We start from the raw sequence: 12,849 nt of genomic DNA on the forward strand, positions 1-12,849 counted from the left end.
GCAATATTATTTTGAAACGATTTATTTCCTAGAAAACAAATTCTCAACAACCCAAGCAGGGCCAATCAATAAAAACTGAAGATCTTTTAAGAAAGAAGGTTTTTTGCCTTCAATATTATGTCCGTAAAATTGTCCGATCCAAGCAATAATAAAAACGCCTATTGAGAATGCCCACAACGGTACAACTTGTCCGATATAATAATTTAAGATTAAGCAGATTCCCGAGAACAAAGCAATTTTAATTGCCATTGCAACTGATAATCTAATGTAGAAAACCAAAACAAAAAGTAGAACTACAAAAGCCCAGTTTTCGACAATAGGTAAATTTAGGTTTAAAGTGTTGGCAATAATTCCGCTCGGAATACTCATTAACAATCCAACAATAGAAAAGAAAATTGCGGGAACGCAAATGTAATGAATCGCTTTATTGGTCGGGTTTTGGTGACTTACGGCATATTCTGCAAACCATTGATCTAATGTTCTCATTTTTGTGGTTTTAAGGTTAGATGCGTAAATCTAATAAAATTTCTTTTAGCTTTTACCGTGCTGTATTTTCATTATTTCATCTACAATCGAAATGGCTTTTTCCAAGGTAATTCCGTTTTCCTGATCTAGGGTCAAGGGATGGTTTTCTTCAATCAGTTTTATTTCAGGAATTAATCCTAAATCTTGTTCAATGGCGATTGATTTTAGAGATATGGTTTTGCCGTAAGTGGGAACATCAGTCTGCATCCAGCCAAAATAAGGCTCTTGATTAATTCTATTTGAATCTTCCCATAAATCCATTCTAAGGCAGAAATTATCTTCGCTTATCGTAGTCCAGACATTAAAAATCAAATCTTCATGATAATCGATTATCGGAATGGTTAATCTTCCGCGATGAAAAAAATGTTCTTCATCAACATAACACCAGCTTCCTCCATATTCAATTCTTTGTTCTCTTTCTTCGGGCGGAATTGTAAAATAATAAGCAGGAAATTCGTTGCCGAAACATAAAGGCATTTCGTCAAAAACTTCTCCGCAGCAGGAACATTTGTAGCTTGATTTCATTTAAAAGGAAAATTTAATAGTATAATAAAAAAACGCAATTTGTAAAATTGCGTTTTGTGTTTTTCGATTAGAAATTAATTTTTAATAATCTTAAAAGTAGAATCTAAAACCTTTATATAGTAAATTCCGTTTGGGAGGTTATTAATCTGAATGGTAGAATTCTCCGTTTGTATTGTGTCAGTTTTAACCAATTTTGATGATTGATCATATATTTTATAGAAAGCACCCATTAAACTTGGATCAACATGTAAATTAATAAACTCTTTTGTTGGATTAGGAAAAAAACTTAAAACTGGATTAGTGTTTCTATTAGGTATGCTTAAATTATTTCCCAGATTTACTATCCATATATCGCTTTCCCCATTATTGATTGTTAGATCGCCATCACTAGAGTAGGAATACCCTGCAGCTATATAATTTCCACTGCTTGTTTCATTTACCATACTAGCTGTATCAGTAGCAGATCCTCCTAAAGATTTGCTCCATTCGACATTTCCATTATTTGATAATTTGACGATCCAAAAATCAAAATTAAAAGAAGTGCCATGATGTCCAGTAGCATCAAAATCATTTGAAGATGTATCTCCAGCAAGAATGTAGCCTCCATCGGTAGTTTGGTTGACAGAATATAAATAATCGCTTCCTGTTCCGCCTATCGATTTTTGCCAAATTATATTTCCTGTAGAACTTAGCTCTACGATCCAAGCATCACCATTATCATATGAATTGGTAACGTCTCGATCAGTAGAAGCTATATAACCAACAGCAATGTAGTTTCCTTTAGAATTTTGTATAATGTCAACTCCATAATCTGACTTGCTTCCTCCAAGTGCTTTTTGCCATTCTAATACACCACTACTATTTATTTTAACGACCCAATAATCTACCTCTCCTTTAAATCCAGTAACGTCTCCGCCGTTACCAGAAGTTTCTCCATTTAGAATAAATCCTCCATCAGAAGTTAGTTTTATCGAATGTAAAATTTCTTCGTAATTACTGCCATAACATTTTTGCCACATAATAGATCCTGTATTTGTTAATTTAACAACCCAATAATCAGTGCTAGCACCATTGCCCATGTGATTTCCAGAAACGTCACCATCATTTGAAGAGGCGCTTCCACATACAATATATCCGCCATCTGCGGTTTGTTGTACATCACTTCCACTATCAGTATTTGTACCGCCAAAACATTTTTGCCATTCAATTGTGCCGTCATTTGAAATTTTAATTATCCAGTAATCACTGTATCCTCCTTTATAACCTGTAACATCTCCATCATTCGATGAAGTGGTTCCTGCTATAATGTAACCACCATCCAAAGTTTGTTGAATTGCTGATGCTGTGTCGGAATTACTTCCTCCATAAGTTTTTTGCCATTGAATAGTTCCGGTACTACTAAGTTTAATAACAATTATATCAGTATTGCCATGATTATTGATTATATCTTTGTCATTTGACATAGTATAACCTGCAGAAATATAACCACCATCTGAAGTTTTAATGATTTTTCTGCCAAAGTCATTTTTTGTTCCCCCAATTGACTTTTGCCATTGAATAGTTGGTTGCGAGTAAAGAGAGAAAGTAAATAATAGAAATAAAGTGTAAAGTAAAGTTCTTTTCATACTTTTTTGTTTTCGACAAAGAAACAAATTTTATTATTTTGATAATTACGACAAACCACATTTTTTCGATTCCTTTTACTCAAAATAATTTAAGCTTTTCTGATTATATTCAAAAACATTATCCCAAAGTTCATCTATGGCAACAAGCGCTTGGTTTAACGGAATCACGTTCCATTTTCCATTAGTTTCTATTCCGAGGCCAATGCTTTTTAATTTTAATAAAGCATCATTCACATCAAAATCCAAATCGGTATTTAGTTTGGTTTGAAACCAAGATTCAATTTGATTGTCTAGTTCTTGTGCTGTTAAAGAATATTCACTTTCGTGTAAAAAAGTATAAGCTAGAATGGTTTCTTTTAAAGCTTCTTCTTCAGAAGAATTTAATAAAGAATAAAAGGCACCGCTGTTGTTCCCGACATTTTTAAAATACAAACTATCAGAAAGTGTCTTGGAATATCTGATCTTCTTATTTATGAAGTTATTGTATTGACGGAAACAATATGCTCCTAAAATCCCCAATGCGATTAAACCTTGATTTAAGGAGGTTTTGCTGTTTAATAAATCGATGGTTTCGCCTGTTTGATAGGCTTCATACATATTGATCAAGGCCGGAATTACTTTGGCACTTAATAATGAAAGTCCACCAAAAACACCTGGGACCCAAAGCAGTAATTTGTCCTTTAGAGACATTTTCGGAATGGCATTCGGAAAAATGGTTTCAAGATCGTTTTTAGGAACACGTTTAAAGATTTTTAATGCAATAGATCCTGGATCGATTGGCATTTTTCCTAATTTGACTTTCTTTTCTCTCAGGTAATCTGCATCGCTGTAATTAAGATAAATGAGCACTCGATCATAATATTCAATTTCGACTTCTTTGGTCCAGAAAAAGTATTTTTTGACTTTTTCTTTCGCTTTATGATGGCCGCGTGCATAGAGTTCGAAATCTTTAAAAGCATTAAAATCGATAGAAAGGTTCAATCCGATCAAATCAGATTCGTTAAAAGCGTCGTTTAAAGCTTTCTGATTAATTCTATAGTAATTGCCACGTTCGAGAACTTTTAGCAACGTTTCTTTAAAAACTGGGAAATTGCTTTTATTGATAAACTGCTCACGTTCTTTTTCGCTTAAATCCGGATCGTAGAGCGCGTAATGCTGTTTTAAATTTCGGTTAAGATTAAAAGATTCGTAATGATAATAATGTTCGATAATTTCGAATAACTTTTTAAAATCATCAACCTTTTGCGGATTTTCAGCAAAGGCAGAAATTTGCTGTTCCAGTAAAAATTCTTTGTTAAACGGAATATAATGTTCTCTAGTCATGCGGACTTAATTTCGTGGCTTTTACAGAGGACAAAAATACGGCTTTAGGCTTTAAACGCGATGTTTTTTTACCGCAAAGTGCGCTAAGAATTTTTAATACAAGACTGAATAAAATCGCAAAGTTCGCAAAGCTTTGTGGCAACATAATTTTTCCGCAGATTTTGCAGATTAAGCAGATAAAACAAAATCTCTTAGATCTGCTAAATCTGCGAGAGATAAACTTAGCGCACTTTGCGGTTAATGTTTTTTAACGTAAAGAGCGCTAAGAATTTTTAATGAGGAAACTTAATAAAAACGTAAAAGTTCGCAAGGCATTGTGTCCTTACAAACTTCTTAAAAAAAACGTAGCGAACTTTGCGTAACCCTTTGCGCTCTTTGCGGTAAAATAAGCGGTTGGATAGGGAAACAAAAAAAGTGAAATTTCTAATCGGTACCAGCGATTTGAAATCCCACTTTGTGTTCCAAAAAAAAAGTGACAAAAAATTAAAAAGCTCTCTATTAGAAAACCTTGCCTAAACTAAAAATTATTAGTAACAATATTAGTTTAAAATTAAGTGATGACTATGGGTATTTATACCTGTTTTTGTAAACGGTTAAAGATTTCGAGTAGTTGGGGTGCAAAGGTTATTGTAATGCAGATTTCTTTAATTCGATTACGCCTTGGATATATTTTATTAATTCTTCTTTGGTAACGGCAAAAGGAGCTTTTTCTGCTTCGAATTCCAAATATAAATTAGCAATGCTTTCGGCATCTAGATTTTGAGTAAGGTAATGATGCTCTGCATATTGTATAAGATGGTCTACAAAAAGTTCGCGCTGTTTTCCTTTTTCAATGGTTTCGAGATCACCTTCTTTTATTTTTTCGATTACAGATTCTGGCAAATCTATTGTGAGATACATGCAGTCAACAGCAACTTTCGAAAGCATTTCTTTGGGGACTCTTCCTGTTGCATCGCAGTATGCGCATGGTGCAGGACTCCATTTTAACTGGCGATTTAAACGGCGGATATCATCCCAATCAACAAATCTTTTTCCAAGACATCTCGGACATTTTGTATCTGATCTTCTAAAAAAATTAAAAATGTTCATTGGTGTTTTAGGGGCTTAGTGGTTCGGTTGGCGCGAATTTAAATAATTAAGTAAGAAAAGTTTCTTAGTTTGCCATTTTTTTTAAGAAAAGAATTAACAAAATTTCAATTTTGAGTAATTGCTGTAAATTTAAAACAAATGAAAATAATAGTTTTTAAGATTTGAAATCTTTGCAATTGCTATGAATAGGGGCTTGCGATTGCGTTAAATATAGCGCAAAAAATGAAGCTCAGCCAATAAGCTGAATTTTTCAAAAATTATCTAATTATCAAAATTGACAAATTATCTAATCGAAAGATTATTTAGAAGAATCTGATACTTTCTTCCCACAGGAACAATATCGCCATTTGACATAGTAAGATTTTTTGCAGTGACAGCAGAAATTTTAGTGGTATTTACAATATAAGACCGATGAACCTGCAGAAAATGTGCACAATCAATTTCGGCACTTATACTCGCAAGCGAACCGTAAATGACAATTGGAGATTTTAGTTTGCAATTGTATAATTTCATGTAATTGCCCAGGCTTTCGATGTATAAAATATCAGAAAGAGGCGTTTCAATTACTTGTCCGTTGGAGCGGTAAGAAAGGACTTTTTCGTCGTCGCTGTTTTCTTTTTTAAGGTTATTTCCAGAATGATAGGTTTTGGCTTTTTCGATCGCTTTTGAGAATTTATCGAATGAAATGGGTTTCATTAAATAATCAATCGCATCATTTTGAAAAGCCGAAAGCGCAAAGTCAGAATAAGCCGTTGTTACAATCGTAATTGGGCGCTTGGGCTGGAGTTCCATTAATTCTACACCCGAAATTACAGGCATATTAATATCGAGAAAAATAATATCGTATTGGTTTTCGTTGAGCAGTTTTATGGCTTCCATACCATTAAAAGCACTTCCAGAATGTTCCAGTTCGTCAAATTTAGAAATATGCGAAATCAAGGCTTTGTGCGCCGGCGATTCGTCATCGATTATTAGACAGCGGTAGGTAAGTGCCATATACTCAATTTTACGATAAAGATATCTTTTTCTTTTTTACAGCTCAAATCATGTTTCAGACGATAAACTTCCAAACGTCTTTTTAAGTTTTCAATTCCAATTCCCGTGCTTGAAAGACGTGATCCCGAATCGAGATAATTGTTTTTTAAGGTAAAAACAACGCTTCGGCAATTTACCTTCAAATCAAGATTAATAAAAGGTTCGGCGGTTTCGGCAGAAAACTTTACTGCATTTTCTACCAAAGGAAGAAAGAACAAAGGCGGAATCTCGATTTGGTCATGAACGCCTTCAATTTTTTGCGTTACGGCAAGTCTTTCGTTTCTAAACGTATAATATTCAATGTATTTTTTGATAAAGGCAATTTCTTCCTGCATTAAAACAAAGTCTTTCTTAGAAGCTTCAATCTGATAACGCAGCAAATCTGAAAGATTCAGTATTCGATCTGGAACTTTTTCTGGTTCTAATAAAGCTTCTCCGTAAAGATTATTCATAGCATTCAATAAAAAATGCGGATTCAGCTGTTGTTTTAAAAACGAAAGCTCCGATTTGAAATTCATAATATCTTTATCGGCCTGACTCATTTTTTTGCTAATAACAATATGCAGAAAATAAAAAAAGCAACCGTTTATAATAAGCGATACAATCTGAAGAGTTTTTAAATTTCCCAATTCGACAAGCGGAAGGAACCAATTCATGAAGAAATAAAAACAAGTCCAATAAGCCGCAAGAAGCGTGAAAAAGATTTTAAACCTTTTATGGAATAAAAAAGGCTTAATGATGCAGATGTTAAAAATCGTAATCCAGACAATACACGGAAAATATCCCATGGCAATTTTACTCAGAATATAAGACCAGCTGTGTCCGTCAAGTCTTACTTCGTCATAAATACAGGCCAAAATAACTAAGTAAACAAGTGTATTTACGATTAGGTTTCGTAGAAAAAAGTTCTGGTAGATTTTTGCAATTGTCATAGCGGCAAAAATAATACAATCGTATAGTTTGTAGGTATTTATAAAGAAAAATTTATACCAACGCCATTCGTATAAATCATACGCCATTGGTATAAAATTGCTGTTAAAATAGGGATGTCTGCTTTATTTTTGATCTTGAGTTTCTATAATCTTTTTAATAATAAATAAAAATGCACCAGTTTAAAGAATTACAAGAAGCAGAGAGTGTTGTGGAAATTTTTAAAACAAATATCCAGGAAGAATCTGATCGGGATTATATCATGACGGTTATACAAAATCAGTTTCCAGATTATAAAATCAATTTTGATCTGGAAGATTGCGATAAAATTTTACGAATTGAAGGTTTTGATTTGCAATACGATAATGTTGTGAATTATGTATCTAGTTTGGGCTATACTTGCATAAGACTAGAATAATGTTTTTATAAAAACACAGTCAAAATCGGGTAAAAGTACGCAGCTGTATTTCTTTTTTTTGTAAGTATTTTGTATGATATTCTAATTTTAAAAATAAATCTGGAATGCTAAGTTTTATACTTTCTATCTTTCTTTTTCTTCTCGAACAGTTAATCTGATTTAATTGTTTTTTGAGGTGTTTTTCCAATAACTTTTTATCAGCTAAAAGGTCTGTTCTTTTGCGTATTATTTTTCTAATTTTACGCCATGAAAAAAAAGTTCCAACTCTTCGATTTTAGTCAGAAAGTCAATTACAAAAACGAAATTTTAGCGGGTTTAACTGTAGCAATGACTATGATTCCAGAATCGCTGTCGTTTGCTATTTTGGCTGGATTTCCGCCATTAGTTGGTTTATATGCCGCTTTTATTGCAGGATTGGTTACGGCTATTTTTGGCGGAAGACCCGGAATGATTTCGGGCGGAGCGGGAGCAACGGTAATTGTTTTGATCGCCTTGATGAAATCGCACGGAATAGAATATGTTTTTGCCGCCGTAGCTCTTGGTGGTGTTGTCCAGATCTGTATTGGACTTTTTAAACTAGGAAAATTTATTCGGTTAGTTCCGCAACCCGTAATGTTTGGTTTTGTAAACGGTTTGGCAGTTGTGATTTTTATGTCGCAATTGGAGCAGTTTAAAACCGTTGTAAATGGACAGGTTTCTTGGCTTCAAGGAACTCCTTTATACATTATGCTAGGCTTGGTTGCTTTGACCATTGCGATTGTTTTAATTTTTCCGAAGATTACAAAAGCCGTTCCGGCATCTTTAGTGGCTATTATGGTCATTTTTGCTCTGGTAATTGTTTTTAATATCGAAACCAAAACGGTTGAAGATATCGCTTCGGTTCAAGGCGGATTTCCTCCGTTTCATATTCCGAATATTCCATTTTCTTTTGAAACTTTAAAAGTAATATTTCCTTATTCGGTAATCGTTGCAGCCGTTGGTTTGACTGAAGGTTTGCTTACACTGAATTTAGTTGATGAAATTACAGGAACAAGAGGAAATAGCAATAGAGAATGTATTGCACAAGGAAGCTCAAACATTTTAAACGGTTTTTTCTACGGAATGGGTGGTTGTCCAATGATTGCTCAGACATTAGTAAATCTTGGTGCAGGATCTAGAGCCAGACTTTCGGGAATTATTGCAGCACTAACCATTTTAATGATTATACTTTTTGGCGCACCTGTAATCGGAAAATTACCAATGGCGGCCTTGGTAGGAGTTATGATGATGGTAGCGATTACTACTTTTGAATGGGCAAGCTTCAGGATTATTAATAAGATGCCAAGACACGATATTTTTGTTGGAATTCTAGTGGCTGTAATTACCATTGTGTTGCATAATCTGGCTTTAGCGGTATTAATAGGCGTAATTATTTCAGCTCTAGTTTTTGCTTGGGAAAGTGCCAAAAGAATCCGTGCACGACATTACATTGATGAAAACGGAATAAAACATTATGAAATTTATGGACCGTTATTCTTTGGTTCAACAGCGGCTTTTTTAGAAAAGTTTGATATCAAAAACGACCCCAATCATATTATAATCGATTTTAAAGAAAGCCGTGTTTCAGATATGTCGGCCATTGAAGCTTTGAATAATATTACTAAAAAGTACAATCAGTTATATAAAACAGTAGAGCTACAGCATTTAAGCGAAGATTGCAGACAATTGCTTAAAAATGCTGATGCAGTTATTAAAGTGAATGTTATTGAAGATCCAACGTACAAAGTAGTGTCTTAATAATGGTTAATTGTAAATTATGAATTGTGAATTAATTCACACCTCCCAATATTCTGTAGAGACGCACTGCAGTGCGTCTACGCAAAGTATATCAAAGCAACAAACCCGACAGATTTTTAAAATCTATCGGGTTTGTTTTTACTTTTTTGCGACATAATGCTTTTTGAGTTGCCTCCAGCTTTAGCTGGAGGAATATTGATGTTTAAAAAAAAGGGCTTTAGCCGAACTATAATGTTTGGCTAAAGCCTTTCTTTATGATTTTGGAAAACCTCCAGCTAAAGCTGGAGGCAACTCAGTTTTTTAATTTTCTAATTATCAAATTGACACATTATCTAATTTTTGCGTAACGCACTCTCAATATCACTCAATTTTCCATCAATTTCTCCAATTTGCAAACCTAAAATATGAGCAATTAAAGGATAAACCGAAACGTTCTGAAACGTTTTTACTTTTTTATTGACTTTAAAAGCAGGCCCTTTTGCGTAAAAAATAGCATGCATATCTTTTTCGTTATTGTCATAACCATGCGTTCCGCCATTTATGTGAGTGCTTTCTTTGCTTACTAAACTCCATCCTTTTTTAGCTTCAATAACAAAATCATGTACTCTTGGATTTGTTCCATAATGTAGTCTTTTTGGAACTTCAGTCGATTTCCAGAATTTAATATGTGGCACTTTTTTCAAAGTATTGGCAATCGAATCTTGATAGCCTGGTTTTGCCTGCAAACTCATAATTGGGTTAATAACGTCTTTATAGCCTAACCATTCTGGTTTTATATAATCCAACACCGCTACTTTTTTATCATTGCTGATAGTAGCCATTCCGTGGTCTGAAACGATGATCAAATTGATTTGTTTTCCAATAGGCAATTGATCTAATCTTCTAGATATTTCGCCCATAATCGAATCCATTTTAATCACTGTTTTTTCAGTTTTTGGCGAAAGCGGACCAAAATTATGACCCGTATGATCTGGTTCGTCAAAATATAAAGTTACCAAATGCGGACGCTGTTTTTCTGGGAGCTGCAACCATTTCATAACCGTATCGATTCTAGCTCCGTACGGAACTTTACCATCGTAATTTTTGAAATAACTCGGATTTCTTTTGTCAATATCAGAACCTGGCCAAAAGAAAGAAGCTGCTTTTACACCTTGTTGTTCAGCCAAGTTCCAAATTGGATTTCCACCATAAAATCTTGAATCATTTTTTGCATTACTTGATAAAGAAAAAGACTGATTCAAAGAAGCATCATAAAAAACATTATTGATGATGCCGTGATGATCTGGGTAAAGTCCAGTTACGATTGAATAATGATTTGGGAAAGTCTTACTTGGATAAGAAGGTTTCATCGATTTTGCATGAACGCCTTCTTTTTCAATCTGCTTTAGATTTGGGAGATTATACATTTTGCCATAATCCCAGCGAAAGCCATCCATAGAAACTAAAACAACATAATTGTCTTTGGCATTTTGGGCTTGTAAAAAGAATGAAAGCGAAAGAAAAACTAAAGATAAGAGTGAAGTAAAGTACTTTTTCATTTTTAATATTATTGTGAAGTTGCAAAGGTATTGATAACAGATTTTTTTAAAGAAAAAGAGAATGTTAAATAAAAAAAGGGTTGCCACTAATTGCACGAATTTCCACGAATTGTTTTTCTTTTTAGCTACAGATTACACAGATTAAAAGGATTTTTATTTTATGCAGATCATAGATTATAAAAATTAAATTAATTTGCTTAAATCTGTAAAATCTGCGTGAAAAATTTTTAGTGTATGCAATAAAGAAATCCTTTTAATCTGTGTAATCTGTGGCAACTTCTTTTAGACAAAGCATTAGTGGAAATTAGTGCAATTAGTGGCAAACAAAAAAAAGCGCCAGATAAAATCCAGCGCTTTTAAGTTTTAAGAAGAGAACGATTACATCATTCCTGGCATTCCGCCTCCCATTGGCATTCCGCCTCCGGCATTTTCTTCTTTAATATCAATTAATGCACATTCTGTAGTTAAGATCATTCCAGAAACAGATGCAGCGTTTTCAAGAGCTACACGGGTTACTTTTTTAGGATCGATAATTCCAGCAGTAAGCATGTCTACATATTCGTCAGTTTTTGCGTTGTATCCGAAATCTCCTTTTCCTTCAGAAACTTTAGCTACAACAACAGAACCTTCAAGACCAGCGTTTTCAACGATAGTTCTTAATGGAGCTTCAACAGCGCGAGAAACGATTTGAATTCCAGTAGCCTCGTCAGCATTGTCAGCTTTTAAGTCAGCTAAAGCAAGTTTAGCTCTCAATAAAGCCACACCACCACCAGCAACGATTCCTTCTTCTACAGCAGCACGAGTTGCGTGTAAAGCGTCATCAACTCTGTCTTTTTTCTCTTTCATTTCAACTTCAGAAGCAGCACCAACGTAAAGAACAGCAACACCACCAGCTAATTTAGCTAAACGCTCTTGCAATTTTTCTTTATCGTAATCAGATGTAGTAGTTTCCATCTGACCTTTAATTTGGTTTACTCTGTTTTTAATGATATCAGCTTCACCAGCACCGCTTACGATAGTTGTATTGTCTTTATCGATAGAAACTCTTTTTGCGTTTCCTAACATTTCGATAGTTGTATTTTCAAGAGTGTATCCTCTTTCTTCAGAAATTACAGTACCTCCAGTTAAGATTGCGATATCTTCTAACATTGCTTTTCTTCTGTCTCCAAAACCTGGAGCTTTTACAGCAGCAATTTTAAGAGCACCTCTTAATTTGTTTACTACTAATGTAGAAAGAGCTTCACCGTCAACATCTTCAGCAATAATCAATAATGGTTTTCCTGATTGAGCAACTGGCTCTAAAACTGGAAGTAATTCTTTTAAAGAAGATACTTTTTTGTCGTATAATAAGATGTATGGAGAGTCTAATTCAACTTCCATTTTCTCTGGGTTTGTTACGAAGTAAGGAGAAAGGTATCCTCTGTCAAACTGCATTCCTTCAACAACGTCAACGAAAGTATCAGTTCCTTTTGCTTCTTCAACAGTAATAACACCTTCTTTTCCAACTTTAGCGAAAGCTGTAGCGATTAATTCGCCAATCACTTCGTCATTGTTAGCAGAGATAGAAGCAATTTGCTGAATTTTATCTGAATCGCTACCAACTACTTTAGCTTGTTTTGCTAAGTCAGCTACGATAGTTTCAACAGCTTTGTCGATACCGCGTTTCAAGTCCATTGGATTTGCACCTGCAGCAACGTTTTTTAAACCTTCTTTTACGATCGCTTGAGCTAAAACTGTAGCAGTTGTAGTTCCGTCTCCAGCTAAGTCATTAGTTTTAGAAGCTACTTCTTTTACCATTTGCGCACCCATATTTTCTAGTGCGTCTTTCAATTCGATTTCTTTTGCAACAGAAACACCATCTTTAGTAACAGTTGGTCCACCAAATGATTTTCCGATAATTACGTTACGACCTTTTGGTCCAAGAGTTACTTTTACAGCATTTGCTAATGCATCAACACCACGTTTTAAACCGTCACGTGCTTCAATATCAAATTTTATATCTTTTGCCATTTTAATTTTTGTTTAAAGTTTGATTTTGTTTCAAGTTAAATGAAGTTCTTAATAC

General features: G+C 34.2%; 11 protein-coding genes. 2 read left to right on the forward strand and 9 right to left on the reverse strand.

Annotated elements, in window-relative coordinates; translation table 11 throughout:
- Nucleotides 1-21 precede the first annotated feature (21 nt).
- The 7 genes from PQ463_RS22100 to PQ463_RS22130 form a co-directional block, all read right to left on the reverse strand.
- Complete coding sequence (locus PQ463_RS22100) at nucleotides 22-486, reverse strand: Mpo1 family 2-hydroxy fatty acid dioxygenase (RefSeq protein ID WP_274255516.1); 465 nt, start codon at nucleotides 484-486, stop codon at nucleotides 22-24.
- 45 nt (nucleotides 487-531) lie between these two features.
- Entirely contained in the window at nucleotides 532-1,050 is a 519-nt protein-coding gene (locus PQ463_RS22105) for a DUF2199 domain-containing protein (protein ID WP_274255517.1), read from the reverse strand.
- A 74-nt stretch (nucleotides 1,051-1,124) separates the two neighbouring features.
- Nucleotides 1,125-2,675 (reverse strand): T9SS type A sorting domain-containing protein, encoded by a 1,551-nt coding sequence (locus PQ463_RS22110; protein WP_274255518.1) that lies wholly within the window; start codon nucleotides 2,673-2,675, stop codon nucleotides 1,125-1,127.
- 75 nt (nucleotides 2,676-2,750) lie between these two features.
- Nucleotides 2,751-3,998 (reverse strand): TMEM143 family protein, encoded by a 1,248-nt coding sequence (locus PQ463_RS22115; protein ID WP_274255519.1) that lies wholly within the window; start codon nucleotides 3,996-3,998, stop codon nucleotides 2,751-2,753.
- Nucleotides 3,999-4,622: 624 nt separating this feature from the next.
- Nucleotides 4,623-5,087: a hypothetical protein gene (locus PQ463_RS22120; protein WP_274255520.1), complete on the reverse strand. Its 465-nt coding sequence runs from the start codon at nucleotides 5,085-5,087 to the stop codon at nucleotides 4,623-4,625.
- Nucleotides 5,088-5,369: 282 nt separating this feature from the next.
- Entirely contained in the window at nucleotides 5,370-6,083 is a 714-nt protein-coding gene (locus tag PQ463_RS22125) for a LytR/AlgR family response regulator transcription factor (protein WP_274255521.1), read from the reverse strand.
- Entirely contained in the window at nucleotides 6,059-7,141 is a 1,083-nt protein-coding gene (locus tag PQ463_RS22130; protein ID WP_111422822.1) for a sensor histidine kinase, read from the reverse strand. Before PQ463_RS22130 ends, PQ463_RS22125 begins: the two co-directional genes overlap by 25 nt.
- An 83-nt stretch (nucleotides 7,142-7,224) precedes the next feature.
- Between PQ463_RS22130 and PQ463_RS22135 the strand changes: the two genes are divergently transcribed.
- Together PQ463_RS22135 and PQ463_RS22140 are read left to right on the forward strand one after the other, a co-directional pair.
- Nucleotides 7,225-7,470, forward strand: a complete 246-nt coding sequence (locus PQ463_RS22135) for a hypothetical protein (RefSeq protein ID WP_274255522.1) — start codon at nucleotides 7,225-7,227, stop codon at nucleotides 7,468-7,470.
- 246 nt (nucleotides 7,471-7,716) lie between these two features.
- Nucleotides 7,717-9,246: a SulP family inorganic anion transporter gene (locus tag PQ463_RS22140; protein ID WP_274255523.1), complete on the forward strand. Its 1,530-nt coding sequence runs from the start codon at nucleotides 7,717-7,719 to the stop codon at nucleotides 9,244-9,246.
- Between the two features lie 332 nt (nucleotides 9,247-9,578).
- Here the strand turns inward: PQ463_RS22140 and PQ463_RS22145 are convergent, their stop codons facing one another.
- The gene (locus tag PQ463_RS22145; RefSeq protein WP_274255524.1) at nucleotides 9,579-10,784 is read right to left on the reverse strand and encodes an alkaline phosphatase family protein; all 1,206 of its coding nucleotides are present in this window, start codon (nucleotides 10,782-10,784) and stop codon (nucleotides 9,579-9,581) included.
- Between the two features lie 378 nt (nucleotides 10,785-11,162).
- Complete coding sequence (gene groL, locus PQ463_RS22150; RefSeq protein ID WP_111365082.1) at nucleotides 11,163-12,794, reverse strand: chaperonin GroEL; 1,632 nt, start codon at nucleotides 12,792-12,794, stop codon at nucleotides 11,163-11,165.
- Between the last annotated feature and the right edge of the window lie 55 nt (nucleotides 12,795-12,849).

It is taken from the genome of Flavobacterium sp. KACC 22763 (assembly GCF_028736155.1).
In the GTDB taxonomy this organism is placed as follows: Bacteria; Bacteroidota; Bacteroidia; order Flavobacteriales; family Flavobacteriaceae; genus Flavobacterium.

Bases quoted from the DNA above. Each gene is read 5' to 3' on its own strand.
- PQ463_RS22100 (WP_274255516.1), bottom strand. From the start codon at position 486: ATGAGAACATTAGATCAATGGTTTGCAGAATATGCCGTAAGTCACCAA.
- PQ463_RS22105 (WP_274255517.1), bottom strand. From the start codon at position 1,050: ATGAAATCAAGCTACAAATGTTCCTGCTGCGGAGAAGTTTTTGACGAA.
- PQ463_RS22110 (WP_274255518.1), bottom strand. From the start codon at position 2,675: ATGAAAAGAACTTTACTTTACACTTTATTTCTATTATTTACTTTCTCT.
- PQ463_RS22115 (WP_274255519.1), bottom strand. From the start codon at position 3,998: ATGACTAGAGAACATTATATTCCGTTTAACAAAGAATTTTTACTGGAA.
- PQ463_RS22120 (WP_274255520.1), bottom strand. From the start codon at position 5,087: ATGAACATTTTTAATTTTTTTAGAAGATCAGATACAAAATGTCCGAGA.
- PQ463_RS22125 (WP_274255521.1), bottom strand. From the start codon at position 6,083: ATGGCACTTACCTACCGCTGTCTAATAATCGATGACGAATCGCCGGCG.
- PQ463_RS22130 (WP_111422822.1), bottom strand. From the start codon at position 7,141: ATGGCGTATGATTTATACGAATGGCGTTGGTATAAATTTTTCTTTATA.
- PQ463_RS22135 (WP_274255522.1), top strand. From the start codon at position 7,225: ATGCACCAGTTTAAAGAATTACAAGAAGCAGAGAGTGTTGTGGAAATT.
- PQ463_RS22140 (WP_274255523.1), top strand. From the start codon at position 7,717: ATGAAAAAAAAGTTCCAACTCTTCGATTTTAGTCAGAAAGTCAATTAC.
- PQ463_RS22145 (WP_274255524.1), bottom strand. From the start codon at position 10,784: ATGAAAAAGTACTTTACTTCACTCTTATCTTTAGTTTTTCTTTCGCTT.
- groL (WP_111365082.1), bottom strand. From the start codon at position 12,794: ATGGCAAAAGATATAAAATTTGATATTGAAGCACGTGACGGTTTAAAA.